General features: G+C 64.1%; 27 protein-coding genes. 18 read left to right on the top strand and 9 right to left on the bottom strand.

The window, feature by feature from the left end; genetic code table 11:
* Nucleotides 1-115: 115 nt before the first annotated feature.
* Genes cimA through U1E20_RS12415 form a run of 3 tightly spaced genes read right to left on the bottom strand, consistent with a single transcriptional unit; the run spans nt 116 to nt 2,381 of the window.
* Nucleotides 116-1,738: a citramalate synthase gene (cimA, locus tag U1E20_RS12405; protein WP_409980926.1), complete on the bottom strand. Its 1,623-nt coding sequence runs from the start codon at nt 1,736-1,738 to the stop codon at nt 116-118.
* The gene (locus tag U1E20_RS12410) at nt 1,738-2,247 is read right to left on the bottom strand and encodes a GNAT family N-acetyltransferase (protein ID WP_409980927.1); all 510 of its coding nucleotides are present in this window, start codon (nt 2,245-2,247) and stop codon (nt 1,738-1,740) included. Before U1E20_RS12410 ends, cimA begins: the two co-directional genes overlap by 1 nt.
* Nucleotides 2,247-2,381, bottom strand: coding sequence for a hypothetical protein (locus U1E20_RS12415; RefSeq protein WP_409980928.1), 135 nt, complete (start codon nt 2,379-2,381; stop codon nt 2,247-2,249). Before U1E20_RS12415 ends, U1E20_RS12410 begins: the two co-directional genes overlap by 1 nt.
* Nucleotides 2,382-2,488: 107 nt before the next feature.
* Here U1E20_RS12415 and U1E20_RS12420 point away from each other — a divergent pair, with 107 nt between their 5' ends.
* Entirely contained in the window at nt 2,489-2,869 is a 381-nt protein-coding gene (locus tag U1E20_RS12420) for an endonuclease domain-containing protein (RefSeq protein ID WP_409980929.1), read from the top strand.
* Nucleotides 2,870-3,237: 368 nt separating this feature from the next.
* Here U1E20_RS12420 and cysS read toward each other — a convergent pair whose 3' ends face one another.
* Complete coding sequence (cysS, locus tag U1E20_RS12425) at nt 3,238-4,827, bottom strand: cysteine--tRNA ligase (protein WP_409980930.1); 1,590 nt, start codon at nt 4,825-4,827, stop codon at nt 3,238-3,240.
* Between the two features lie 313 nt (nt 4,828-5,140).
* Between cysS and U1E20_RS12430 the strand changes: the two genes are divergently transcribed.
* Complete coding sequence (locus U1E20_RS12430; RefSeq protein WP_409980931.1) at nt 5,141-5,413, top strand: hypothetical protein; 273 nt, start codon at nt 5,141-5,143, stop codon at nt 5,411-5,413.
* On the opposite strand, the gene U1E20_RS12435 is transcribed toward U1E20_RS12430, so the two are convergent.
* Nucleotides 5,410-5,934: a CreA family protein gene (locus tag U1E20_RS12435; protein ID WP_409980932.1), complete on the bottom strand. Its 525-nt coding sequence runs from the start codon at nt 5,932-5,934 to the stop codon at nt 5,410-5,412. The two genes, U1E20_RS12430 and U1E20_RS12435, sit on opposite strands and share 4 nt — an antisense overlap.
* 431 nt (nt 5,935-6,365) lie before the next feature.
* Here U1E20_RS12435 and U1E20_RS12440 point away from each other — a divergent pair, with 431 nt between their 5' ends.
* Nucleotides 6,366-7,358, top strand: coding sequence for a DUF2865 domain-containing protein (locus U1E20_RS12440; RefSeq protein WP_409980933.1), 993 nt, complete (start codon nt 6,366-6,368; stop codon nt 7,356-7,358).
* A gap of 30 nt (nt 7,359-7,388) precedes the next feature.
* Here U1E20_RS12440 and cckA read toward each other — a convergent pair whose 3' ends face one another.
* On the bottom strand, nt 7,389-9,911 hold the full coding sequence (gene cckA, locus U1E20_RS12445; RefSeq protein WP_409980934.1) for a cell cycle histidine kinase CckA: 2,523 nt from the start codon (nt 9,909-9,911) through the stop codon (nt 7,389-7,391).
* A gap of 256 nt (nt 9,912-10,167) precedes the next feature.
* Here cckA and U1E20_RS12450 point away from each other — a divergent pair, with 256 nt between their 5' ends.
* On the top strand, nt 10,168-11,091 hold the full coding sequence (locus U1E20_RS12450) for a hypothetical protein (protein WP_409980935.1): 924 nt from the start codon (nt 10,168-10,170) through the stop codon (nt 11,089-11,091).
* A 69-nt stretch (nt 11,092-11,160) separates the two neighbouring features.
* Here U1E20_RS12450 and dksA read toward each other — a convergent pair whose 3' ends face one another.
* The gene (gene dksA / locus U1E20_RS12455) at nt 11,161-11,577 is read right to left on the bottom strand and encodes an RNA polymerase-binding protein DksA (protein ID WP_409980936.1); all 417 of its coding nucleotides are present in this window, start codon (nt 11,575-11,577) and stop codon (nt 11,161-11,163) included.
* A gap of 82 nt (nt 11,578-11,659) precedes the next feature.
* Entirely contained in the window at nt 11,660-12,871 is a 1,212-nt protein-coding gene (locus tag U1E20_RS12460; RefSeq protein WP_409980937.1) for an NADP-dependent isocitrate dehydrogenase, read from the bottom strand.
* 148 nt (nt 12,872-13,019) lie between these two features.
* Here U1E20_RS12460 and U1E20_RS12465 point away from each other — a divergent pair, with 148 nt between their 5' ends.
* The gene (locus tag U1E20_RS12465; protein WP_409980938.1) at nt 13,020-13,850 is read left to right on the top strand and encodes an RNA methyltransferase; all 831 of its coding nucleotides are present in this window, start codon (nt 13,020-13,022) and stop codon (nt 13,848-13,850) included.
* Between the two features lie 27 nt (nt 13,851-13,877).
* Here U1E20_RS12465 and U1E20_RS12470 read toward each other — a convergent pair whose 3' ends face one another.
* Nucleotides 13,878-14,279: a nuclear transport factor 2 family protein gene (locus U1E20_RS12470; protein ID WP_409980939.1), complete on the bottom strand. Its 402-nt coding sequence runs from the start codon at nt 14,277-14,279 to the stop codon at nt 13,878-13,880.
* 93 nt (nt 14,280-14,372) lie between these two features.
* Here U1E20_RS12470 and U1E20_RS12475 point away from each other — a divergent pair, with 93 nt between their 5' ends.
* From U1E20_RS12475 to trmB, 13 genes are all read left to right on the top strand, one after another.
* Nucleotides 14,373-14,618 (top strand): hypothetical protein, encoded by a 246-nt coding sequence (locus tag U1E20_RS12475; protein ID WP_409980940.1) that lies wholly within the window; start codon nt 14,373-14,375, stop codon nt 14,616-14,618.
* A gap of 83 nt (nt 14,619-14,701) precedes the next feature.
* On the top strand, nt 14,702-15,259 hold the full coding sequence (locus tag U1E20_RS12480; protein WP_409980941.1) for a NifU family protein: 558 nt from the start codon (nt 14,702-14,704) through the stop codon (nt 15,257-15,259).
* A 70-nt stretch (nt 15,260-15,329) separates the two neighbouring features.
* A complete protein-coding gene (gene tsaB, locus U1E20_RS12485; RefSeq protein WP_409980942.1) occupies nt 15,330-16,070 on the top strand; it encodes a tRNA (adenosine(37)-N6)-threonylcarbamoyltransferase complex dimerization subunit type 1 TsaB in 741 nt (246 codons plus the stop codon).
* Between the two features lie 9 nt (nt 16,071-16,079).
* Nucleotides 16,080-16,568 carry a GNAT family N-acetyltransferase gene (locus U1E20_RS12490; protein ID WP_409980943.1) on the top strand — a complete coding sequence of 163 codons (489 nt, stop codon included), beginning with the start codon at nt 16,080-16,082 and terminating at the stop codon, nt 16,566-16,568.
* 418 nt (nt 16,569-16,986) lie between these two features.
* Complete coding sequence (gene miaB / locus U1E20_RS12495) at nt 16,987-18,405, top strand: tRNA (N6-isopentenyl adenosine(37)-C2)-methylthiotransferase MiaB (RefSeq protein WP_409981091.1); 1,419 nt, start codon at nt 16,987-16,989, stop codon at nt 18,403-18,405.
* A complete protein-coding gene (locus U1E20_RS12500) occupies nt 18,402-19,445 on the top strand; it encodes a PhoH family protein (RefSeq protein WP_409980944.1) in 1,044 nt (347 codons plus the stop codon). Before miaB ends, U1E20_RS12500 begins: the two co-directional genes overlap by 4 nt.
* Nucleotides 19,446-19,447: 2 nt before the next feature.
* Nucleotides 19,448-19,933, top strand: coding sequence for an rRNA maturation RNase YbeY (gene ybeY, locus U1E20_RS12505; protein ID WP_409980945.1), 486 nt, complete (start codon nt 19,448-19,450; stop codon nt 19,931-19,933).
* Nucleotides 19,934-19,942: 9 nt separating this feature from the next.
* Nucleotides 19,943-20,878, top strand: coding sequence for a hemolysin family protein (locus U1E20_RS12510; protein WP_409980946.1), 936 nt, complete (start codon nt 19,943-19,945; stop codon nt 20,876-20,878).
* Nucleotides 20,879-20,953: 75 nt separating this feature from the next.
* Nucleotides 20,954-21,604, top strand: coding sequence for a Fe2+-dependent dioxygenase (locus tag U1E20_RS12515; RefSeq protein WP_409980947.1), 651 nt, complete (start codon nt 20,954-20,956; stop codon nt 21,602-21,604).
* Nucleotides 21,605-21,697: 93 nt separating this feature from the next.
* Entirely contained in the window at nt 21,698-23,377 is a 1,680-nt protein-coding gene (lnt, locus tag U1E20_RS12520) for an apolipoprotein N-acyltransferase (protein ID WP_409980948.1), read from the top strand.
* Nucleotides 23,378-23,538: 161 nt separating this feature from the next.
* Entirely contained in the window at nt 23,539-23,958 is a 420-nt protein-coding gene (locus U1E20_RS12525) for a helix-turn-helix domain-containing protein (protein WP_409980949.1), read from the top strand.
* A gap of 124 nt (nt 23,959-24,082) precedes the next feature.
* Complete coding sequence (gene metK / locus U1E20_RS12530) at nt 24,083-25,273, top strand: methionine adenosyltransferase (RefSeq protein WP_409980950.1); 1,191 nt, start codon at nt 24,083-24,085, stop codon at nt 25,271-25,273.
* Between the two features lie 116 nt (nt 25,274-25,389).
* Nucleotides 25,390-26,073 (top strand): tRNA (guanosine(46)-N7)-methyltransferase TrmB, encoded by a 684-nt coding sequence (gene trmB / locus U1E20_RS12535; RefSeq protein ID WP_409980951.1) that lies wholly within the window; start codon nt 25,390-25,392, stop codon nt 26,071-26,073.
* Nucleotides 26,074-26,084 lie beyond the last annotated feature (11 nt).

Consider the following 26,084-nt stretch of genomic DNA (forward strand, 5'->3'; position numbering starts at 1 on the left):
AGGCCTGACCGGGAATCCAGAGCCAACCCAATAATGCTGGTCTTGCTCTGGATTCCCGATCGCGCGCGTTGCGCGCGTCGGGAATGACATTCGCGGAATTCAGACGGAATTGCCGTCAGGATATTGTTGCGCATTCGGCTTTCTGAGTCGACACCATCAGCTTGTAATTGATCGCATCGACCAGCGCCTCGAAGGACGCGTCGATGACATTGGCCGAGACGCCGACCGTCGACCAGCGCTCTCCTTGCGCATCGGCGCATTCGACCAAAACGCGGGTCACCGCGTCGGTGCCGCCCTGGAAGACGCGGACGCGATAATCGACTAACCGAACATCGTCGATGAAGCGCTGGTAGGCGCCAAGATCCTTGCGCAGCGCGAGATCGAGCGCATTGATCGGGCCATTGCCCTCGGCGGCGGAAATGCGGCTCTCGCCATGCACATTGATCTTGACGATCGCCTCGGCGCCCTTGTCTTCCCCGTTTCGCGAAAAACGCCGATCGACCGCGACGCTGTAGCGCTCGACGTCAAAGAAATGCGGCGCTTCGCCGAGCACGCGCTTCGCGAGAAGGAAGAATGACGCGTCGGCGCCTTCATAGGCATAGCCTTGCGCCTCCTTCTCCTTCACTTCATCGAGCAGGCGCGCCAGCCGCGGATCGTCCTTGTCGAGGACAACGCCAAGCCGCGAAAGCTCGGAAACGATATTGGAGCGCCCCGCCTGATCGGACACCAGCACGCGCCGCACATTGCCGACCGAATCCGGCGTGACATGCTCATAGGTGCGCGGATCGGTCAGCACGGCTGAAGCGTGAATGCCGGCCTTGGTCGCGAAGGCGCTGGCGCCGACATAGGGCGCGTGGCGGTTCGGCGCGCGATTGAGAAGCTCGTCGAGCGCGTGGCTGACGCGGGTGAGATGGGTCAGTTTTTCCTGCGTCACGCCGATCTCGAAGCGCTCGGAAAATTCGCTTTTCAGCAACAGCGTCGGGATGATCGTCGTGAGATTGGCGTTGCCGCAGCGCTCGCCAAGCCCGTTGAGCGTTCCCTGAATCTGCCGCGCCCCGGCGCGCACGGCGGCGAGCGAATTCGCCACCGCCTGCCCCGTGTCGTCATGGCAATGCACGCCGACGCGCTCTCCCGGAATATGCTTTACGACCTCCGCGACGATCGCCTCGACCTCATGCGGCAGCGCGCCGCCATTGGTGTCGCAAAGCACGATCCAGCGCGCGCCGGCGTCATGGGCGGCCTTGGCGCAGGCGAGCGCATAGGCGCGATTGGCCTTGAAGCCGTCGAAGAAATGTTCGCAGTCGACCGCGACTTCCTTGCCGCGCGCGACCGCGGCCTTTACGGATTGCGTAACGCCCTCGAGATTATCCTCTTCCGTCGAACGTAAGGCGACGCGAACCTGAAAGTCCCAGCTTTTGGCGACGAAGGTCACGGCGTCGGCGGCGCTGTCGAGAAGCGCGGCGACTCCTGGATCATTCTCGACCGAACGGCCCTGCCGGCGGGTCATGCCGAAGGCGACGAAGCACGCGCGCAGCTTCGGACGCTCAGCGAAAAATTCGGTGTCGAGCGGATTGGCCCCGGGATAGCCGCCCTCGATATAGTCGATGCCGAGATCGTCGAGCATGGCGGCGATCTGACGCTTGTCGTCGAGCGAAAAATCGACGCCCGTCGTCTGCGCGCCGTCGCGCAGCGTCGTGTCGTAAAGCGACAGCCTTTCCTTGACCTGTTGCTCGGCCATCAATGCGCGCTCCCGGCGGCGGGCGCCGCGAGTTCCCTGGTCATCGTGGTGTTGCCGAGCCATTGGCCAGCGATTTCCATCGTGTTGCGCGTCGTCGCGACATAGCCGCGCGCGGCGAAAAAGTCGCGAGCCGCGTCCGACGCGTCGACGCTGAGCGTCGCCGTCCCGCGCGCGCCGGCGAGCTTCTCGATGGCGTCGGCAAGCGCCGATCCCACGCCTTGTCGCGCCATGTCGGGCCGCACATAGAGCATGTCGAAAATGGCGTTGTCGCGCAGCGACGCGAAGCCGGCGATCTCGCCATTCACCAGCGCGACGATGGTGAGTTCGCCTGCAAGCCGCGCGCCGAACGCCTCCGCATCGTCAGCCTCGGACGCCCAGGCCTCGCGCTGCGCGTCGTCATAATCCTCCTCGGCGAGTTCGTCGACGCTCTCGCGAAACAGCGCCGCGAGCGTCGCCGCGTCGGCGGGCATATAGGGACGCAGGCCAGGCGCTGGCGAAGTCGCCGCCATCACACGACCTCGAAGGCGCGCAGCAAATGCCAGGCGATGAGCGCCGCGAGCGCCAGCACCAGCAGCTTGAACGCAAGATAGAGCGCCCAATGGCGCTTGAAGGGAAGCGTCTTCTTCCAGTCGTCGTTGGACATGTCTACTACCTCGGGGAGGTAACCCTCTCCCATTGGGAGAGGGTGGCCGCGGAGCGGCCGGGTGAGGGGTATTCAAGCAAAGCATTCTGCGCTTTGATCGGGCTCTCATGGTTGGAAAACACATCGACATCGCGCGTCGTCTGCGCCGCGATAGCACGCCCGCCGAACAGGCGCTGTGGCGAGAGCTGCGCGGCGGTCGACTCGGCGGATTGAAGTTTCGTCGGCAGGTTCCGATCAATGGCTACATCATCGATTTTTGCTGTTTCAGCCTCGCGCTCACCATCGAACTCGACGGCAGGCACCATGCGGACCAGCCGCTTTCCGACGCGGCGCGCCGCGCCGCGATCGAAAGTCACGGCTATCTGGAATTGCGTTTCACCAACGACGAGGTGAAGGAACGGCTGGACTGGGTGCTGCAGGAAATCCTTCGCGCCGCCGACATTGCGCGCGCACGCGCGCCGCGACCGCCCCTGCCCCGCATCGAGTGAATGAGGGTTTGGGCCACCCTCTCCCAAAGGGAGAGGGTCGGTCCGAAGGACCGGGGAGAGGGGAAACCATCTCGGGCCCGGGGGCGCGTGCAAACGACCAGCGTCGCAACCCCTCTCCCGGTCGCTCCGCGGCTGCGCTCTCCCTATGGGAGAGGGTTGCGCGCCTATTTTTGAGCGGAACGAAAATACAGGCGGGACCCCACCCTCTCCCAGGGGGAGAGGGTGGGACCGAAGGTCCGGGGTGAGGGGAAACAAACTCGCACGTAAAGGCGCGCTCAAACGAGCAGCGTCGCAACCCCTCTCCCGGCCGCTCCGCGGCCACCCTCTTCCCATGGGAGAGGGTTGCGCGCCCTTATTTGAGAGAGCGCTCACCGCTTCACCTCCCAGCTCGTGGTGCCGTCCTTATTGTCCTTGAGCGCGATGCCCATGGCGGCGAGTTCATCGCGGATGCGATCGGATTCCGCCCAGTTTTTTGACGCGCGGGCGGCGTTGCGGGCGGTGATGAGAGACTCCGCTCGTCTTGAAAACTCATTGGAAGCGACTTCGTAATCTAATGCCCCGTACCGGTTTTTATGTTGATCGTCTTTCACATGCACATGCTCTTGGCGGAGCGCTTGCTTCATTAGAAACTGTCGATCGGTATCCCCGTTTGCGATAGCGGTCTGCAATTCATCCAGCAGCTGCTTCGCACGGGGAGACGCCATTCCAACACCACCTACGTGATACTTGTTGTGAACCTGATATAACTCTCGCCGAATGATGCCGAGCCATTCACAAGACTCCATCAATGAATTTTTGGCGTTTTCATTGCCTTGCGAAGCCCGTTTCGCCAAAGAGTGCAATGCGGTCACAGCATCTGACGTATTCAAGTCGTCCAACAACGGAGTGAGAACCTCTAGAGCAACTCCCGCAGGCTCACTAGACGGTCGGCCGAGAGCACCGGCGTTGTACATCGCGGCGCCCCAGGACCTCAAATCGACTTCGGCCTCTTCGAGAGACTTGACAGTAAAATCGATCGGCTGGCGATAATGCGTCTTCAGCATGGCGAGCCGAAGCACTTCGCCTGACCACGAACGCCCTCCAAACTTCTCCGTATGCAGCAGCTCATGGATCGTCACGAAATTCCCCAGGCTTTTGGACATTTTCTCGCCCTCGACCTGCAGGAAGCCGTTGTGCATCCAATAATTCGCCATCACATCGCGTCCGAAAGCGCAGCACGATTGCGCGATCTCGTTCTCATGATGCGGGAAGACGAGGTCGATTCCGCCGCCGTGAATGTCGAAGCTTTCGCCGAGATGCTGCCACGACATCGCCGAACATTCGATATGCCAGCCGGGGCGCCCCCTGCCCCATGGCGAGTCCCAACCCGGCTCTTCCGCCTTTGACGGTTTCCACAGCACGAAATCCATGTCGCCGCGCTTATAGGGCGCAACGTCGACCCGCGCGCCGGCGATCATTTCGTCGAGCGAGCGCCGCGACAGGCGCCCATAGCTCGGCATCGACGGCACATCGAAGAGCACATGGCCGTCGGCGGCATAAGCATGTCCCGACGCAATCAGCCGCTCGATGATCGCGATCATCTGCGCGATATGCTCGGTCGCGCGCGGCTGCGCGGTCGGCTCGAGACAGCCGAGCGCCTTCACGTCTTCCTGAAAGACCTTGTTGGTTTCTTCGGTCAGTTCGCGGATGGAAATCCCGCGCTCGGCGGCGCGCGCATTGATCTTGTCGTCAACGTCGGTGATGTTGCGCACGTAAGTGACATGCTCGGCGCCATAGAGATGGCGCAGCAATCGAAACAGCACGTCGAAGACGATGAGCGGCCTGGCGTTGCCGATATGGGCGTAGTCATAGACCGTCGGCCCGCAGACATACATGCGCACATTGGCGGGATCGATCGGACGGAATTCCTCCTTCGTCCGCGTCAGCGTATTGTAGATTTTCAGCGCAGGCGTCGACATGAATTTCCCCGCAAGGCCGCCGGCCGGGGCGTCGCTTCATGTCGTTTGGATAGACGTGACGGCTCCGGCCAGCGTGATCGCTAGCTGATAATGATCTCGCGACAAAGGGTGAACCGAAGCGTCATGGGCGCGACCATGCGCCAAAGCCCGCCGCCGCGTCAAGCGAAACGCCTGTTCGATTCGCGGAGGGCTTAACGGGCGTTTTACCGACATCCGCTAGTTCTTTCTGCGGGCTGTCGGAATCGTGCGGGGTTTGTCGGTGATGTTGAAATTATGGGCGCCGGCGGGGCGCCGTGTTGTTGCGTCGCTGTTCGTGGGAGTTCTGTTCGCCGCCGGCGGCGCCTATGCCGAGACCGGCCCCAGCGCCGCTTATGTGATCTCCGATCAGGACGGCTACGGCCTGCTCGAATGCCTCACCCACAAGGCCGATTGCGGCAAGATCGTCGCCGATTCCTGGTGCGCGGCGCATGGCCATGGCGCGGCGAGCGCCTTCGGCCGCGCCGACGACGTAACCGCGCCGACCGAGGCGAAAGCGCCGGGCGCTTCGATCGAACCCGGCGCGGCGATCGTCGCATGCATGGATTAGCGGTTCAGAAATTCTCCGCATTGCGGCACGGCGTTCTGGCCGGTCCATGGCTGGATGGCGACCGTCGAGGTCGAGCTTTCCGGCGAGCCTTCGACGAGCTTGTCCGAATAGACCATGTAGACCAGCACATTGCGCTTGGCGTCGCAGCCGCGCACGATATGCATCCGCTTGAACAGCAGCGACCGCCGCTCGCTGAACGCCGTATCGCCCTGGCCGAATTTCTCCTTGAAATTGATCGGCCCATATTGACGGCAGGCGAGCGAAACCTCCGACGACTGCTCGGCGACGCCGAACATGCCGGCGACGCCGCCCTTTTCATGCGCCGTATAATAGCAGGCGACGCCGTCGATGATCGGGTCGTCGATCGCATAGGTCGCGAGTTTATCGTTTGGAGTCAGCAGCTTGAAATCGACCGATTTGCGGAAGATGAGGTCCGGCCCGTTATCGGCAAAGGCCGGCGCCGCGCCGAAGGAAAGCATGAAAACCATCGGAATCAGAGCCAGCAATTTGGAACGCATCATTTCGGCAACCTCCAAGGCGACGCCGTCGCCGATATGGGCGAAGTAGCGCGGCAAGTGAAGGGCTTCGAGCCTGGGCGGGGCAAAAAAGTTCCGCGCGCCAAGGGCGGACGGCGTCCTGCGCCGGCGCCTTGTTGCCGACATGATGCGCGGGACAATCTATGCGCCGTTGCGCCGGGCGCGGCATTGTCGAGAATGGCGCGATTCGCCGCAAGGCGGCCGCGTCGCGGAATGGGCCGCTAGCGGCCGCGGCAGCGGCTCAGGTCTCCCGGCACAGCCGTCATGAGAGCCGAAAATCTAATGGGGCCGCGAACATAGCCACCAACTCGACCAAAGACGCCTCATGGCGGACCAGATGGGCGGTCGCGGCAATCGCGGCGTTCGGCCTTTTCGCCGTCGCGCCCGCTTCGGCGGAAAGTCCCTATTGCACGGAATTGCGCGCCCAGATCGCCCGCGCCGGCGCCAGCAGCCAGGCCGGCCGCTTCCAGGCCGCCGCCGCCAAGCAGCGCGGCGACTATGCGCGCGTCGCCGCGCGCGCCCGGGCGCTCGGCTGCGATCGCGGCCAGTTCCTGTTTTTCGGCGAGCCGCCGCCGCCTCAATGCGGGCCGATCAACGCGCAGCTCAATCAGCTGTCGGGCGCCATCGCCTCCTATGACCGGGCGGCGGCCGATGACGGCGGTCAGCGCCAGGCGCTCGCCGCCCGCTATGAGGCCGAGTGCCGCAATCCTCCATCGGTGCAGGCGCGACTGACGCGACCGCGGAATTTCTTTGAAGAGCTGTTCGGCGGCGGGCCGTCCGATAGCCCGGCCATCGCCGAACCCGGGTATGACGAGGAGCTTGAATCGGACGGACGGCCGCGCGGCGGGCCGATGGCGATCTGCGTGCGCGACTGCGACGGCGGCTTTTTTCCGATCAGCTATTCGGCGCGCAGTTCCAATCTCGACGACCTCGCCGCGATGTGCCGGGCGCTTTGTCCGAACGCCGAAGTGAAGCTTTATACGGCGTCGCAATATAAGGGTCTCAGTTCGGCGCTTTCGATCGACGGCGAATCCTATTCGGAACATCCCAACGCGCATAAATTCGAGAAGGTCTACGATCCGGCCTGCGGCTGCAAACCGCCGGGCCAGTCATGGGCGGAGGCGCTGGCCGACGCCGAACGGCTCATCGCCGAGCGTCACGCCAAGGATCAGGTGGTCACCGCCGAACAGGCGGAGCAATTGTCGCGCCCTGTGGCGCCGGGCGTTTCACGGGGCCGGAAGGCTAAGGGGGTAGCGCCGATGACGCCGGAGCCGGCGGCGATGCCGCCCGCCGCGCAGGCGCAGCCCGCCGCGCCCGAGGGAACGGCCGCGGCCCAGGAGACCTATCGCGAGTTCATCGGGCCCGACGGCGTCAAGCGCCGCGTCCGGGTGGTCGCCCCGGCATTGTGAGGCGAAACTCGTCGGCATCCGGCCGCCGCGTCAGGGCATATGCGCCTTCACCGTCTCGATCAGCTGTTTGATCGAGAAGGGCTTCGCCAGGAATCCGAAATCGCCTTCGGGCAGGTTCTTGGCGAACGCCTCTTCCGCATAGCCGGATACGAAGATGACCTTGGCCGCGACGCCGCGCTTGCGCAGTTCGGCGAACATGGCGGGGCCGTCCATCTCCGGCATAACCACGTCGGAGACGATGAGATCGATCTTGCCGTCGACGCGATCGACGACTTCGAGCGCCTCCATCCCCGTCGCCGCTTCGAGCACCGTGAATCCGCGCGACTTGAGCGCCCGCGAACCGATCGAGCGCACGGCGTCCTCGTCTTCGACGAGGAGCACCACGCCCTGGCCGGTATAATCCGTCGCCGCTTTGGGCGTATCCGACTTTTGCGACGTCTCCTTCTCTTCCGGCACGTAGCGCGGCAGGAAAATGCGGAATGTCGTTCCACGCCCGACTTCGCTGTCAACGAAGAGGAAGCCGCCCGATTGCTTAACGATGCCGAACACGGTCGACAGTCCGAGGCCGGTGCCCTTGCCGACCTCCTTCGTGGTAAAAAACGGTTCGAAGATTTTTTCTTTCACATCGGCGGGAATGCCGACGCCCGTGTCCTCGACCTCGATCAGCACATAATCCGCCGGCGGCAGCGCCGCTTCGCCGATCGAAGCGCATTCCGAGGCGGCGACGTTGCGGGTGCGGATCTGCACGCGGCCGCCGGAGTCCGGCATGGCGTCGCGGGCATTGACGACGAGATTGATGATCACCTGTTCGAACTGGGTGATGTCGGCCTTGACGAACCAGAGATCGCGGCCGAGCCGCAGTTCGAGTTCGTTCTTCTCGCCGACGATGCGGCGCAACAGATTTTGCACCTCGGAGAGCGCGTCGCCGAGCTGCAGCACTTGCGGGCGCAGCGTCTGGCGGCGCGAGAAGGCCAGCAGCTGCCGCGTAAGACCCGCCGCGCGATTGGCGGTCTCCTTGATCTGGCGAATGTCGCGAAAGGCCGGATCGGTCGGCCGATGGCTCGACAGCAGTAAATCCGAATAGCCGATGATCGCGGTCAGCATATTGTTGAAGTCGTGTGCGATGCCGCCGGCGAGCTGGCCGACCGCGTTCATCTTCTGGGACTGCGCGAACTCCTCCTGCAGATTGCGCTGCTCGGTCGTGTCGAGCGCATAGACCATCGCGCCCTTCTTGCCGGCGTCTTCGGCGGAAGTGACGAAGAAGCGCGCCGAACGGGGTCCGCCGCCGGCCTCTTCCTCGAAGACGACATTGACCGGGCGCACTTCGCCCTTGCCTTCGATAGCGTCCTCGATGGCGGCGCGCAGCGCGGAGCCGTCGCGTTCGCCCAGTCCCGCGAGCACCGACCAGGGCGCCGCGGCGCCGCCCTGCCCCGACTTAAGCGCCTGCGGCAGCAATTTCGCGAAAGCGGCGTTCGAGGCGAGCACACGCCCCTCGCCGTCGAGCGTCGCCATCGCCATCGGCGTCGAGTTGAAAAAGCGCGCGAACCGGACTTCGGCGGCGCGCAGATTCTCTTCCGACTGCTCGCCGGAGACGCGGTTGAGCGCCAGGGTGCGCGAGGGGCCCGCTTCCCCGTCCTGGCCGAAGGCCACCTGATGCAGCAGCCTGACTGGAAGCGACTTGCCGTTGCGGCATCGCAGGTCGAGGTCGATCTGCTCGGTGCGCACGTCTCCCGGGGAACCGGATATCGCCGCCAGAAGCGCCGCGCCATTGTCGGCGACAATCGACGAGAGCGTCGCGCCGCCGGAGCCGACCTGGGTGAGATCGTAACCCAGCCATCCGGCGAGCGTTTTGTTCATGTAAGAGACGGCGCCGTCGGGACTGGCGGAAAAGAAGCCAGCCGGCGCATGATCGAGAAAGTCGATCGCGTGCTGGAGCTCCTGGAAGACGTTCTCCTGCCGCTCTCGATCGGCGGTGACGTCGGCGACAGCCCATAGGCAGACCCGGCCGCCCGACGCGGGAAGCGGCCGGACGCGAATCCGATACCAGCCGACATGTCCCTGTCCGGAGAGTGGCGGCGACAGCCGCAAATCTTCGCTGCGCGACAGGCCGGCCCGCGCCGCCTGCGCCAATCGGTAGATCGCCTCGGAGACTTCGGGAGGCCCGGAAAACAGCCGTTCGACGAGTTGAACGCCCGAAGAATCTTTCGCGTCGCACATCGCCCGATAGGCGTCGTTGGCGTAAACGACGCGCCCGTCGCTCCTTGCGACGAGAAGCCCCTCGCTCGACGTGTCGGCGATGAGCTTCGTCAGATCATTATTCGCCACGCGGCCGGAAAACTGGATCAGCCCGATGGCGTAAGCGCAGAAAAAGACGATTCCAGCGACGCCGAAAATCGCCAGCGCGAGCACGGTGATGCGCGGCGCAAGCTCCGAAGGAGCCAAGTAATAGGCGGCGGTCGCGCCGACGAGCGCGATGACGAGGGCGAGCGTCAAGCCCACATTCGGGGGCCGCTCGCTGCGCTCTAACGCGGAGGATCCCGTCCTGTCGGTCATTTCTTAACCATCCGCCATATATCGCTATCGCCGATCGCGACGGCCGTGCTAACGCTGCCCTCGATGTTGACCCAGCGAACGCAAAGAGAATCATCCAAAACAATGGCCGCGGATGGCGACAATAGCAACGCCGGACGCGGGATTAGGACACTGATTCGTCGCACATTAACCATTCATTAACCTTTTTTCAGCGCTTGCCAGAAAAGCTGTTAATTTGGCAAGGTTCACGCGCGTTCGAACCAGAGACCAGCCCTTCATGCCCGATAAATTCACTCAGCTACTGCCGGCGCTTGGAGCGCTTGTTGCTTTCCTCGTCGCAGCGGTGCTCGTGCTTTACATATTCCGTCTGCTGTTCGGACGCCGCGTCCGCGCGCCGGGAGGCCGCAAAAGCGCGCGCCGCCTGGACATTGTCGACGCCTTTGATCTCGACCGCGAACGCCAGCTCGTCATTGTGCGGCGCGACAATGTCGAACATCTGCTGCTGATCGGCGGACCCACCGACGTCCTGGTCGAGGCGATGATCAACCGGGCTGAGGGCGCGACGGTCGGCCGACCCGCGGAACAGCGCGCCGCGCCGTCGCCCACGAACTGGCCAGCTGAACCCTCGGCTCCTCCCAGAGAGCTGGAATCGCCGCTGCCCTCGCCGGCGGCGGCCGCAGCCGTCAATCTGCCGCCTGACCTTTTCGCCCCGGCGCCGAGAAAATCGACAGGGTCGCCGCCGCCGCCTTCGGGCCCAAGGATTTCGAGCACGTCCGCCCCGCCGTCGCGGCCGCCGCCGACGCGGTCATCGACGCCGCCCTTCCTGGCGCGAGCTCAGCAGCGGCTGTCGACGCGCACGAAGGAGCCGACCGCGCCGTCCGAAGGGGCGGCTTCCCTCACGTCTCCGCCTGCGCCGCCGCAGCCGCCGACTTCCGCCGCGCCGCCCCCCGCCTCGGCGCCGAGGCCGCCAGAGCCGCCCCCAGCTCCAAGGCCCGCCCCGCCGCCAGCCTCCTCGTCGTCCGCAGTGAGACCTGCCGCGCCGCCGCCGGCGCCGGCGAGACCTCCGGCCCCCCCGCCGGCGTCGCCGCCGCCGCCAAAGCCCGCAACGCCGCCGCCCGCAACTCAAGCGGAAGCCGACCCGCTCGACTCGCTTGAAGCTGAGATGGCGCGGCTGCTCGGCCGCCCCGACGAGAAACAATAAAAAAGGCGTCGCGACTGGCGGCGCCTCTTAACCTCTCCACCGAAACGCTTTTCTAGCCGAGCGTTTTACTCAGTCGTCGCGATAGACTTTTTCGCGCCGTTCGTGCCGCTCTTGCGCCTCGATCGACAGAGTCGCGATGGGACGCGCGTCGAGGCGCTTGAGAGAGATCGGCTCGCCCGTCTCCTCGCAATAGCCATAACTGCCGTCGTCGAGGCGCGTCAGCGCCGCGTCGATTTTCGCAATTAGCTTGCGCTGCCGATCGCGCGCCCGAAGTTCGATGGCGCGATCAGTTTCGGACGACGCGCGATCGGCCAAGTCGGGATGATTTTCATTTTCATTCTGCAGCGCGGCGAGCGTTTCCCGGCTCTCGTGCAGTATGTCTTCCTTCCAAGCCAGCAGTTTGCGCCGGAAATATTCGCGCTGCCGATCGCACATGAAGGGTTCGTCTTCGGAAGGCTGATAAGTTTCTTCCAGATCCACCGCCATCTCGCGAATCCTTAATTGGCCTATAGGCGACGCCTATATAGACGCGACCGGCGCCACTTACAATCATTCCCCGCGCCGCCGTTTATCCCATCGCTTTGCATAGATTTTCGTCGACTTTGTCGAGGAAGCCGGTTGTCGACAGCCATTTCTGGTTGCAGCCGACAAGCAGCGCAAGATCCTTGGTCATGAAGCCCGACTCGACGGTCGCGACGCACACTTCCTCGAGCGTGCGCGCGAAGCGCGCGAGGTCCTCATTGCCGTCGAGCTTGCCGCGATGCGCAAGCGCACGCGTCCAGGCGAAAATCGAGGCGATGGAATTGGTCGAGGTCTCGTGCCCCTTCTGATGTTCGCGGTAGTGGCGCGTCACCGTGCCATGCGCGGCTTCGGCCTCGACGGTCTTGCCGTCGGGCGTCATCAGCACGCTGGTCATCAGGCCAAGCGAGCCGAAGCCCTGCGCCACGGTGTCGGACTGCACGTCGCCGTCGTAATTCTTGCAGGCCCAGATATAGCCGCCGGACCATTTGAGCGCCGAAGCGACCATGTCGTCGATCAGTCGATGCTCGTAAGTGAGGCCCAGCGCCTGGAATTTCGATTTGAACTCGGCGTCGTAAATCTCCTGAAACAAATCCTTGAACCGGCCGTCATAGGCCTTGAGGATCGTGTTCTTGGTCGAGAGATAGACGGGATAGTTGCGCGTGAGGCCGTAGTTGAACGTCGCGCGGGCGAATTCGGCGATCGACTCGTCGAGATTGTACATCGCCAGCGCGACGCCGGAGCCGGGAAAGCTGAAGACTTCCTTCTCGATCACCGCGCCGTCGGCGCCTTCGAATCTGATGGTCAGGCGTCCCTTGCCGGGCACTTTGAAGTCCGTCGCCTTATATTGGTCGCCGAAGGCGTGACGGCCGACGATGATCGGCTGCGTCCAGCCCGGCACCAGGCGCGGCACATTCCTGCAGATGATCGGCTCGCGGAAGATGACGCCGCCAAGGATGTTGCGGATCGTGCCGTTGGGCGACTTCCACATTTCCTTGAGATTGAATTCCTTCACCCGCGCTTCGTCGGGGGTGATCGTCGCGCATTTGACCCCGACGCCATGCTCCTTGATGGCGTAGGCGGCGTCGATCGTCACCTGATCATTGGTGGCGTCGCGATTTTCGATCGAGAGATCGTAACGGATGAGTTCGATGTCGAGATAGGGCCGGATAAGCTTCTCTTTGATATGCGCCCAGATGATGCGGGTCATTTCGTCGCCGTCGAGTTCGACGACAGGATTTGCAACCTTGATCTTCCGCATGCGCCCGCTCCTCTCGTGCCGCGCGCCTTATAGCGTCGGCTCGAGCTTTTGGGTAGCAAGCGCGGGGCCTTCGGCCGAGCTTCGCGGCGCTCTTCCCCCAAGGCGCGTTCCGCCCTAATTTGCCGCCGCTTTGGCGTGAGGAGAAAGATTGGTCGGGGCGGGAACGGATCGCAGCAAAACGGCTATTTCCGGAGGTCCGGCGGTGGTGCTGGTGCGGCCGCAGCTCGCCGTCAACATCGGCATGTGCGCGCGCGCCATGGCCAATTTCGGCCTCTCCGACCTGCGTCTCGTCTCGCCGCGCGAAGGCTGGCCGCGCACCGGCGCCTATCGCAAGGGCGCCTATGCGGCGGCGGCGGGCGCCGTGCATCTGCTCGAAAGCGCCAAGCTCTATGAGAGCGTGCGCGAGGCGATCGAGGATCTGTCCTTCGTCTACGCCGCGACGGCGCGCGGCCGCGGCCAGATGAAGCCAGTGATGACCCCTGCGCGGGCGATGCCGGATATGGCGGCGCGTTTCGCGGCCGGCGAGAAGCATGGCGTGATGTTCGGCCCCGAGCGCACCGGACTCGACAATGACGATGTGGCGCTCGCCGACGCTATCCTCACCTTTCCGGTCAACCCCGCCTATGCCTCGCTCAATCTCGCCCAGGCGGTGCTGCTCACCGGTTATGAATGGTTTCGCGCCGCCCATGGCGACGCCATTCCTTTCGAGGTCGAGGAGCGCTCGCCGCCGGCGACGCGCGAGATGATGCTCGCCTTTTTCGATTTTCTCGAAGGCGAACTCGACAAGCGCGGCTTCTTCCGTCCGCTGACCAAGAAGCCGGTGATGTCGCGCAATCTGCGCAACATGTTCCACCGCATGGGCCTCACCGAGCAGGACGTGCGCACATTATGGGGCGTCGTCGTGCGGCTCATTGAGGGACCAAGGCGAGAGCCCAAGAAGGCGAGCCGGAGGCAGCAGGCGGAGGAGGCCGATTCCTGATCCGCCTCTCCTCGCTCGGCGACTGATTCAGTGAAACGACTGCTTGCCCTCCCGCCTTGGCGGCGACGACGGCGCCGTCGCGAGCGGACCCGCCTGGTGATGCGCGAGCCGCCAGCGCTCGCCGCTCCAGCGAAACCAGTTGGTCGCGAGCAGCAGCCCGCCGCCGACTTCCTCGATGCAGAACACCCGGCCGTCGGCGCCCTCGATGATCGTCTGCGGGTCGCGCGCCGTCACCGCCTCCTGCTGCGGATTGCGGAAAATGTCGCGGTAGGAGGCGAGCACCGGCGTTCGCCCGACCAGCGCCGGCCAGCCCGGATGAACGCAGGAACAGCCCTCTTCGGCCCAAAGATCGCTCATCGCGCCAAGGTCGCGCGCCGCGAAGGCGCGGTAATAGGCGGCGTTGGCTTCGATCAGCGCGGTTTCGTCCATTGAGTGACACTGCTGGATTCGGTTGGGCATAGCAAATGCCCGGGCATGGCAAATGCAAGAATGCGCCCAAAGAGCGCCCAAAGAGATTCGCCGATGGATGCGTTGACCTGGTTCGGGCTCTTCGCGGTGAGCGCGATGCTGCTTTGCTACGCGCTGGAGGAGCGCAGCCACTGGTTCGTTCTGGGTTTCGCCATCGCCTGCGCGCTCGGCTCGGTCTACGGGTTTCTGCAGGGCGCCTGGCCCTTCGGCCTCGTCGAGGCGGTGTGGGCCGTGGTCGCGCTCAGGCGATGGCTGTCGCGCCGAGGAATGTCGCAAGACTGCGGCAAAGCGCATAACTAGATTGTCGACGATGTCACAAAACGCGCGATGTGTGGTATTCGCGCAATTCCCGCCGGCCTTGAACCGGACGCAGGAGCCGACCCATGTTCATTCAGACTGAATCCACCCCAAACCCCGCTACGCTGAAGTTCCTTCCGGGCCAGGACGTGCTTGGCCAGGGCGCGATGGAATTTCGCTCGCAGGACGACGCCGCCAATGCGCCGCTCGCTCAGGCGCTGCTGTCGATCGACGGCGTCGAAGCGGTGATGTATGGCGCCGACTTCGTTTCGGTGACGAAGAACGGAACCGATTGGCCGCATCTCAAGCCGGTCGTTCTCGGCGCGATCATGGAGCATTTCGCCTCCGGCGCGCCGCTGTTGATTGAAGGGGCCGCGCCGGAGCAGTCGGGCGGCGAGTTCTATGACCCAGCCGACGCCGAGACGGTCTCGACGATCAAGGAGCTGATCGAAACACGGGTGCGCCCGGCCGTCGCCGGCGACGGCGGCGACATCGTCTTCAAGGGTTTTAGGGACGGCGTCGTCTATCTGGCGATGAAGGGCGCCTGCTCGGGATGCCCGTCATCCACGGCGACCTTGCGGAACGGCATCGAGAATCTGCTGAAGCATTTCCTGCCGCAGGTGAAGGCGGTGGAGCCGGCGTAGAGAGCCGTATTGATGACTCGTTCTGAGGTCACGTTGATCGCGCCTCGAAAAACGTCATAATCTGAGAATCATGCGAATCCTTGCGATCGACACCGCCCTGCCAGCCGTCTCCGCCTGCGTGCTGGACCAGGACGCGACGGCGCCGATCGCCGCCGAATCGATCGAGATGGAGCGCGGCCACGCCGAGGCGCTGCTGCCGCTGGTCAAGAGGGTCATGGGCAAGGTCGAGGGCGGCTTCGCCTCGCTCGATCGGATCGCCGTGACGGTGGGGCCCGGCTCCTTCACCGGCATTCGCATCGGACTTGCCGCCGGCCAGGCCATCGCGCTGGCCTGTAGGGCGGAGATCGTCGGCGTCTCGACGCTCGCCGCGCTCGCCGCCCCGCTCATTCTCGATCCCTTCGACGGCGTCGTCGCGGCGGCGATCGATGCGCGGCACGGCAAGGTCTTTATCGCCGCCTTCGGTTCCGCCGGCCGTCCACTGCTCTCGCCGCGCCGCGCCGGCGCGCATGAAGCGCTGCGTGCGCTTGGCTCCGGACCGCTGCTGCTCATCGGCTCCGGCGCGCCGCTCCTCGCCAAGGAGGCGCGCCTCCGGGGCGTTCCGGTCAAGATCGCCAGCGAGCAAGCCGCGCCCGACATCGCCTTCGTCGCCCGCCTCGGGCTCGCCGCGCAGCCCGAAACCGCGCCGGCGCGCCCGCTTTATCTCAAAGAGCCTTACGTCGCGGCCCCGGGCGCCGAGCCTGACGCGGCGCAGAGGTCCGCCATTCAGTTCGACGCGGCCGGCGCCTGCGCCGGCGCCCCGGCGCAGGCGTGAAGTTGCGCCATGACACTGCTTTCGTCCTTCTTCGCCAAGCCGACATTCATCATCGAGCCGATCGGCTCCGAGCGCGCCGAGGACTGCGAACGGCTGCACGGCGCGTCCTTCGCCTTTGGCTGGTCGAAAATCGACTTTGAGAATTATCTGGCCGACGCCCATATCGTCGCCGACGGCGCGGTCGCCGAGAACCGCCGCGGCGAACTTGGGGGCTTCATCCTGTCGCGCCTGCTGCCGCCAGACGCCGAAATTCTCACTTTCGCCGTCGATCCCGCGCGTCGGGGGACAGGACTGGGGCGGCGCATTCTCGAAAAACATTTGGAGAATCTCGAGCGCGGCGGCGCCCGGCTGGTGTTTCTGGAGGTCGCCGACGACAATGAGGCGGCGCTGAAACTCTACGGCCGGGAAGGTTTTAAAGAAATCGGGCGGCGCGAGAATTACTATCAGCGGGCCAGCGGCGAACGCCGCGCGGCGATCAATCTGCGGCTGGAAATCTGATCGAAGGCATTCGATGTGCGAAAAAGAAACCTGATGCCGTCGCGCTGGCTGAGCCTCTTCCCACGCCCCCGATGAAACGCCTCGGCTTCATGATCGGCGAGGGCCAGATTCCTAAAGATTTCGACCGCACGGGCGGAGCCGAGATTGAACGACTGTTCGCGGGCGACACGTGAAACTGCCTATTCCAGCTTGGTCGCAACTACGCGAACCTGGCGGCTCGTGGTCCAGAATGCGCCTTGCAACGCGAGCCTCCAGGCTCGCCAAAACTCCTGCGACCGAGACCGGCCGGATCGCTCGATTGATTGGGAAATAATGAGAAGGTGGCGCATCTTGCGGCGCGGGAGCGCGAAAAATGTCGTATACTCCGTTTTGTCGCCTGGCGCCCCCGAGTCGTCACGGCGCCTGATGGAGCGAAAAAATAGTCACGGACGTCAAAGAGCTGATTGAGACGCGAACCGAGCCTCGGCGGTCCGAGGCGCCAACGCCCAAGGTTCTGGTCAAGTCATATGGCTGCCAGATGAATGTCTATGACGCGACGCGCATGGCGGATCTCCTCGGCCGCGAGGGCTACGCCGAGACCCAGGGCGAAGACGACGCCGATCTCGTCATCCTCAACACCTGCCATATTCGAGAAAAGGCCGCGGAAAAAATCTATTCCGAACTCGGCAAGCTGGCGATCGCCAAACGCGCGCTGAACGCGCAAGGCCGCGAGATGAAAATCGTCGTCGCCGGTTGCGTCGCCCAGGCCGAGGGCGAAGAAGTGCTCAAGCGCCAGCGCGCGGTCGATCTCGTCGTCGGCCCACAGAGCTACCACCGCCTGCCGGAACTTCTGCGCCAGGCGAAGGACGGCGCGCGCATCGCCGATACGGATTTCGCGGTCGAGGACAAATTTCGCGCCCTGCCCGCCCCCAGCCGCGCCCAAATCCGCGCCCGCGGCGTTTCGGCCTTCGTCACCGTGCAGGAAGGCTGCGACAAATTCTGCTCCTTCTGCGTCGTGCCCTATACGCGCGGCGCCGAATCCTCGCGTCCCGTCGCCGAGATCATCGCCGAGACCGAGCGCCTCGTCGACGCCGGCGTTTGCGAAATCACGCTGATCGGCCAGAACGTCAACGCCTATCGCGGCCCAGACGCACAGGGGCGTGAAACCACGCTCGTGCAGCTTCTCGATCGATTAGCGCGGATCGAAGGGCTGACGCGTCTGCGCTACACGACAAGTCATCCGGTCGACATGGCGCAGGCGTTGATTGACGCGCATGGCGCGATTCCAAAGCTCATGCCCTATGTGCATCTGCCGGTTCAGTCGGGGTCGGATCGCATTTTGAAGGCGATGAACCGCAAGCATGGCGTGGACGCCTATTTTTCGATTGTCGAGAATCTGCGAAAGGCGCGGCCGGATGTCGCTCTGTCGTCCGATTTCATCGTCGGCTTTCCCGGCGAAACCGACGCAGATTTCGAGGCGACGATGGCGCTGGTGCGTAGCGTTGGCTTCGCGTCGAGCTTTTCGTTCAAATTTTCAGCCCGTCCCGGCACGCCCGCCGCCGATCGCGACGATCAGATCGAGGAGCATGTGAAAAGCGAACGCCTCGCCGCACTGCAGGCGTTGCTCGAAGAGCAGCGGCAAGCGTTCAACGCCGCGACGGTCGGGCGCGAGATTAGCGTGCTGTTTGAGAAGCCCGGCCGGCATGAGGGGCAAATCGCCGGCAAGAGTCCCTATATGCAGGCGGTGCACGCCGAGGGTTCGATCGAGCATATTGGCCGCGAGGCCAGCGTGAAAATCGTCGCTGCGGGCTCGAATTCCCTGTCGGCGCGGCTCATGAGCGAGGAGGCGAAGGCTTGACGACAATCGACGACCCGCTGCTTTCCGCGCGGGGACCGGAGGCGAACGAGCCCGAAGCGGAAATCACGCTCGCCTTTGAGAACAACCGTCACGCTTCCCTCGTTTTCGGACTTTACGACCAAAATCTCGCCCGGATCGAACGGCGCCTGCGCGTCGCCTCCTTCGCCAATGGCAATCACGTCACGCTCAAAGGCAGGGCTGAATCTTGCGAACATGCGCGCCGCGTGCTCGAGGCGCTTTACGAGCGCGTGGCGTTGGGTCAGACGATCACGCTCGGCGACGTCGACGGCGCCATCGAAGAGACGGCGCGCCAGCGCAGCCTGTTTCCCGATTCCGAGCCGACGCGCGGCGCATTCGAACAGATTCTGACCCGCAAGCGCGGATCGGTGCGCGCCCGCAACGCCGCGCAGGATCAGTATTTGCGCGCGCTCAAGCGCTATGAGCTGGTGTTCGCCGAAGGTCCGGCGGGCACCGGCAAGACCTGGCTCGCGGTCGGCCACGCCGTTCAGCTGATGGAGCAAGGCGCGGTCGAACGGCTCATCCTATCGCGTCCGGCGGTCGAGGCCGGCGAGCGTCTCGGCTTTTTGCCGGGCGACATGCGCGACAAGGTCGATCCTTATCTGCGCCCGATCTATGACGCGCTCCATGACTTCATGGATGCGCGGATGGTCGAGCGCGGCATGCAGACCGGCCTCATCGAAGTCGCGCCGCTCGCCTTCATGCGCGGCCGCACGCTGACGCGAAGCTGCATCCTGCTCGATGAGGCGCAAAACGCCAGTTCGATGCAGATGAAAATGTTTTTGACCCGGCTCGGAGAAGGCTCACGCATGATCGTGACCGGCGACCCGTCGCAGACCGACCTGCCGCCCGGACAAAAATCCGGCCTCTCGGAAGCGGTCGCCCTGCTCGCCGATCTCGACGTCGTCGGCCGCGTGCGGTTTTCCGAAGGCGACGTCGTCCGTCATGATCTCGTGCGGCAAATCGTCGGCGCCTATGAGCGCGCCGCGCGCGCCAGCAAGCAGCCGCGCGGAGACGTCTGACCGTGGATATCGAGGTTAATGTCGCGGCGCCCGCCTGGCGGCGGGTCGCCGACCTCAAGGATTTGGCGAAACAATGCGTTCGTCAGAGTCTCGCAGCCAGCGGCGCCGCTCTTGCTTCGCAATGCGAAGTCAGCGTCACATTTTGCGACGACGCGGCGATCCGCGCACTCAACGCCGAGTGGCGCGGCAAGGACCAGCCAACGAATGTCCTGTCTTTTCCGACCCCTGGCGCGATCGAGCGCAAGCCTCTCCTTGGCGACGTGATCATCGCCTATGAAACTGTCGCACGCGAGGCGGAGGAGCAGGGCAAGTCTTTGCGCGCCCATGCGGCCCATATGGTCGCGCATGGATTTCTGCATCTGATCGGATATGATCACGAGACCGCCGCCGAAGCCGAGCGGATGGAGGCGCTGGAGCGAAAAATCGCGACGGCGCTTGGATTTTCCGATCCATATGCGGACGGGCCGGCGGCGGGCGGAGTGAATTGAACTAAGCGCATGTCGACGCGATACGATAACGCCGACGACCCTATTGCATTAAGACGCGCTGGCGACGCGCCGCGCCCGAGCCTCGTCGATAGGCTGCGCGGGTTTCTTGGTTTTGCGCCGGTCTCGATGCGTGAGGACATTGAGGACCGGCTGGAGGAGGCGCCAGGCGACGTGACGCCGCATGAGCGGGCGCTGTTGAAAAACGTGCTCGGCCTGCATGACATGCGCGTCGACGACGCGATGATCCCGCGCGCCGACATCATCGCCATTTCGCTCGACGCGACGTTGCGCGACGCGCTGGAGCTGTTTCGCACCGCCGGCCATTCTCGGCTGCCGGCCTATGCCGATACGCTCGACGACCCGCGCGGGATGATCCACATCCGCGACTTCGTCAATCACATCGCGCTCTGCGCGGATCGTCGCGAGGGCGCCGCGACGACGGAACCCAAACGCATCGACTTCGACACGCCGCTGTCGGAGGCGAATTTGCTGAAGCCGGTGCTCTTCGTGCCGCGCTCGATGCCGGCGCTCGATCTGTTGATCCGCATGCAGGCGACGCGCACCCATCTGGCGCTGGTCATCGACGAATATGGCGGCACTGACGGCCTCGTCACCATCGAGGACATCATGGAGATGATCGTCGGCGACATCGAGGACGAGCATGACGTCGTCGACGAATCGGGTTTCGTCGAATTGGAGAACGGCGACTTCATCATCGACGGGCGCGCCGATCTCGACGAAGTGACGGCGCGGCTCGGAGTCGAGTTCAGACTCGAAGATACGCCGGCCGAAGTGACGACGCTCGGCGGTCTCGTCGCCTGGCTCGCCGGCCGCGTCCCGATGCGCGGCGAAATCATCGCGACGCCGGTCGAGGCGTATGAATTCGAAATCGTCGACGCCGATCCGCGGCGTGTGGGCAAGCTGCGCGTGCGTCGGCGCGTCTGACCTCGCCATCGCAATAAAAGTGTCACATTCGACCGGCAGGCGTCTCCCGCTCTGTTGCGCGCGAAAGGAACGCCCTTGCAGCTGATCGAGGACTTTTACGATGAGGCCGCCTGCGCCGAATTGCGCAAAAGAATTCTCGCCACGCCTTTTGTCGGCGGCGCCGCGACGGCCACCGGAATGGCGGCGAGCGCCAAGAACAATTTACAAATGGATCACACCAAGGGACATGCGATCTTGAACGAAATCGCGCATCAGTTGATGAGCGACGAGCGCGTCGACTTTTACGCGATCCCCAAGCGCATCGCCGCCATGCAGGTGAACCGCTATGACGAAGGCATGCATTACGGCAATCATTCCGACGCGCCGATCATGAACGGCTTTCGCTGCGATTTATCCTTTACGCTCTTTCTCGAAGACCACACGAATTACGATGGCGGAGAGCTGGTGCTCGAACAAGAGAACGGGCTGCTGAAATTAAAGCCGAAGATCGGCAGCGTCTTCATCTATTCGACCGGCCTCATTCACCGCGTCGAAAAAATTACCCGCGGCAGCCGGCTGGCTTGCGTCGGCTGGATTGAAAGCCGGGTCCGCGATGAGATGAAGCGCAAAATTCTCCGCGATCTGAATTTCGCGCATCGAAGCTATCTGCAGCGACATGGGCGCGACGACATCGGCGATCTGCTTGTAAAAAATTCCGGCGACCTGATGCGCATGTGGTGCGAGTGAGACGCAGGCTTTCACGGCGAATGAGGCAGGACTTGCGCCGCCGTGAAACTCTTTAGAGTCGCTCAGCCGATTCGGAAGGGACAACGTCGAGAGATGGCGCAAATTGCCGAGATCGCCGTCGCGGACGCGCCGGCGCCGACGCTGCCGCGACGTATCATTCTCGCCCGCGGCTGGACGCGGCGGGCGATCGCCTTCTTTGCCGGCGCGACAGGCGCGCTGGCGCTGGCGCCATTCGACGTGATTCCAGCGATGTTCGTCCCCCTGACCGTCGCCGTCTGGCTGATCGACGGCGCGGCGGATGACGAAAGCGAAAAGCGACTGGCGCGCGCGCTGATCCTGTCCGCCGCCGGCGCCGGCTGGTGGCTCGGATTCGGCTATTTCGTGGCGGGCCTCTGGTGGATGGGCGCCGCGATGCTGGTGGAGGCCGACCAATTCGCCTGGGCCCTGCCCCTCGCGGTCTTCGGACTGCCGGCCGTCCTCGCGCTCTTTTCGGCCGCCGGATTCGCAGCGGCGCGCATCCTATGGTCGCGGGGAGGCTTGCGCGTCTTCGCGCTCGCGGCGGGGCTCGGCGCGGCGGAATGGATGCGCGGTCATCTGTTCACCGGCTTCCCCTGGAACGATTTCGGCATGGCCCTTGCCGGCGCCGGACCGCTGGCGCAGACCGCCTCGCTCGTCGGCCTGCACGGACTCGACATTATCGCAATCGTGATATTCGCCGCGCCCGCGACGCTCGTCGATCGTGCGCCAGACGGCGCGCGCCGGATCAGCGGAACGCTGCTGGCGGCGACCGTTCTCGCTCTACTAATGCTCGCCTATGGCGCCGTCCGGCTCGGCGCCAACCCGACGCAATATGTCGACGGCGTGACGTTGCGGCTGATGCAGCCCAATCTTCCTCAGGACGCGAAATTTCGTCCGGAAAACGGCGAAAACATCCTGCGCCGCTATCTCGCCCTTTCGGAACGCGCGACGAACGAACGTCCCCTAGGACTTGCCGGAGTCACCCATCTCATCTGGCCTGAATCGGCGTTTCCCTACATTATTTCGCAAAAGCCCCAGGCGCTGGCGGCGATCGCGCGCGCTCTTAACGGGAGCGTGCTTCTGACCGGCGCCGCCCGGGCCGAAGGCTATGGCGACGGACGCCGCGGCAGGATTTTCAATTCGATCGAAGCGCTGCGCGGAGAGACGATCGTCGCCTTCTACGACAAGATTCATCTTGTGCCCTTTGGCGAATATTTGCCGCTCGATCAATGGCTGCGCCCGCTCGGAATCAACCAGCTCGTTCCCGGCATATGGGACCGCGGCGCCGGTCCGCGCCTGCTCGCCGCGCCCGGCCTGCCGCCGATCGCGCCGCTGATCTGCTATGAGGCGATTTTTTCCGGCGAAGCGGTCGAGCCTGGCGCCGAACGGCCGCGGCTGTTCCTCAACGTCACCAATGACGGATGGTTTGGCCTGACGACCGGACCATACCAGCATATGGCGCAGGCGCGCCTGCGCGCGATCGAGGAAGGTCTGCCGATGATCCGGGTCGCCAATACCGGCGTTTCGGCGATCATCGACCCCTATGGACGCATCCTACAGTCGCTGCCGCTCGGCGAGGAAGGCGTTATCGACGGGCGTCTGCCCAAGGAAGCGGCGCCGACCGTCTTCGCCGCCTATGGCGCATGGGCCTTCCCGGCGCTGCTTGCACTGGCGACGGCGCTGGCGTTGATCGGGGTCGCCGGTCGGCGGCCATCGCCGCCTGCCGGGAGCGCGCCTTCGTTCCTGCGAGTCTGACCGTCCGCTCCAGCCGGCCCGGCGGGATCAACCGCCCGGGTCGAAAATTTCGATCCGCGATCGATTTCAAATCAGATCTTTATTGAAATTCATTGACATGCTGCAATGTCGCTTGCGCGCTCGGCAAGGAGTCGGCTACAAGCGAGCGGGAGGCGACAGAGTTGAAGAAGGCGCCAGATCCGATCGATCGCCACGTCGGCAGCCGCGTGCGCATGCAGCGTATTCTCCTAAAAATGAGTCAGGAGAAGCTTGGCGAGGCGCTGGGGATCACCTTTCAGCAGGTGCAGAAATACGAAAAAGGCGCCAATCGTATCGGCGCGAGCCGCCTGCAGCAGATTTCGAAGACTTTGAAGGTCCCGCCCTCCTTTTTTTTCGAGGGCGCGCCGGCGGGCGGGTCGACCGCGCCGACGGACGGATTCGCCGAGGAATCCTCGTCGCAATATGTCGTCGACTTTCTGTCGACGGCGGAAGGGCTGCATCTCAATCGCGCTTTCGCCCGCATCCGCGACCCCAAAGTGCGCAAGCGCGTGCTCGATCTCGTCACGGCGCTCGCCGAACTGTCAGAACACGCGGGGCAGTAGAACGCCGTTCTCTAAAACGAACGACTTGGGCTTTTCAGCTTGACGCACCGAACGGGCGCTGGCAGATGAACCCGCCTGCCTGAGCAGTTTTCGACTCTTCCTCGAAGCCATCGGAGATATGGAAGTGACCCGGAAGAATTATCTTTTCACGAGCGAGTCCGTATCCGAAGGCCACCCCGACAAGGTGTGTGACCGCATCTCCGATGAAATCGTCGACGAATTTTTCCGCGAGGGCCCGAAGGCCGGCATTGACCCTTACGCGATTCGCGTCGCCGCCGAGACGCTCGCGACGACGAACCGGGTGGTCATTGCCGGAGAAGTGCGCGGACCGCATATATCCTTCGACCGCATCATCGACATCGCGCGCAACGCCATACGCGACATCGGCTATGAGCAGCGCGGCTTCCACTGGAACACCGCCAACGTCGAAGTGCTCCTGCACGAGCAGTCTGTCGACATCGCGCAGGGCGTCGACGCCGCCGGCAACAAGGACGAGGGCGCCGGCGACCAGGGCATCATGTTCGGCTATGCGGTGCGCGAAACGCCCGAACTGATGCCGGCCCCGCTCTATTATTCGCACAAGATTCTCGAAGAGCTCGCGAAGGCGCGCCACAGCGGCAAGGAAAAGGGCCTGGGCCCCGACGCCAAGAGCCAGGTGACGGTTCGCTACGCCGACGGCAAGCCGGTGGAGGCGACGCAGATCGTCCTGTCGCATCAGCATGTCGACGAGACCCTGTCGCCCGCCGACATTCGCAATCTGGCGGAGCCCTATATCCGCGCCGCGCTGCCCGACGGCTGGATCACCAACGCGACCGTCTGGCATGTCAATCCGACCGGCAAATTCTTCATCGGCGGCCCCGATGGCGACGCCGGCCTCACGGGGCGCAAAATCATCGTCGACACCTATGGCGGCGCCGCGCCCCATGGCGGCGGCGCCTTCTCCGGCAAGGATCCGACCAAGGTCGACCGTTCGGCCGCTTACGCCGCCCGCTATCTCGCCAAGAACATCGTCGCGGCCGGTCTTGCCGATCGTTGCACGCTGCAGCTGTCCTACGCGATCGGCGTCGCCGAGCCGCTGTCGATCTATGTCGATCTGCACGGCACCGGCAATGTTTGCGAAGAGAAGGTGGAGGAGGTGCTGCCGCAGCTCGTGCGCCTTTCGCCGCGCGGCATCCGCGAGCATCTTCAGCTCAACCGGCCGATCTACGCCCGCACCTCGGCCTATGGACATTTTGGCCGCACGCCGGATGCTGACGGCGGCTTCTCCTGGGAAAAGACCGATCTCGTCGACCAGTTGAAATCGCATTTCGCGTAATTTCGGCCTGCCGCAACGGGTTTTCACCCACGCGGCGCGGAGACCTTTTGTCCGTCGTGAGACGGTCCGAGCACCCGCGCTGCGAGAGGTCAAATGGGCGCGGCCGATCGGCGCTTATGAACAAAAATTCTCCGCAGCGAAGGCCCCACGCGCGACTCTACGGCCGCTCCAAAGGCAAGGCGCTTCGAAAGCATCAGGCGGAGCTGATCGAGCAGCTTCTGCCGCGCCTGTCTCTGGACCTTTCACAGCCGGCGCCTTCGCTGGTGCGAGAAACCCATCTCGAAATCGGATTTGGCGGCGGCGAGCATTTGATCGCGGCCGCCGCTGAAAATCGCCATATCGATTTTATCGGCTGCGAACCCTTCATCAATGGCGTGGCGAAGCTGCTCGCCCGCATCGAGGAACGCGGCCTGACGAATATCCGGCTGCATCAGGGCGACGCCGCCGACGTGCTCGACTGGCTGCCGGACGACAGCCTGGCGCGCGTCTATCTCTTCTACCCCGATCCCTGGCCGAAACGGCGCCATCGCAAACGGCGCTTCATTGCGCGCGATAATCTCGATCGTCTGGCGCGCGTGATGCATACGAGCGCCGAGCTGCGCTTTGCGACGGATATCGACGATTATGCCGCCTGGACTCTGGCGCGTCTGCGCGCCTGCCCCGCCTTCTCGTGGCGCGCACGCCGCGCCGAGGACTGGTTGGCGCCCTGGCCAGGCTGGACCCGAACCAAATATGAAGCCAAAGCCATGGCCGAAGGACGAAATCCGGTCTATCTGACCTTCGTCCGGGCGCGGCGCTAGGTCTCCGCGAA

The organism is Methylocystis sp. (assembly GCF_046349115.1).
In the GTDB taxonomy this organism is placed as follows: Bacteria; Pseudomonadota; Alphaproteobacteria; order Rhizobiales; family Beijerinckiaceae; genus Methylocystis.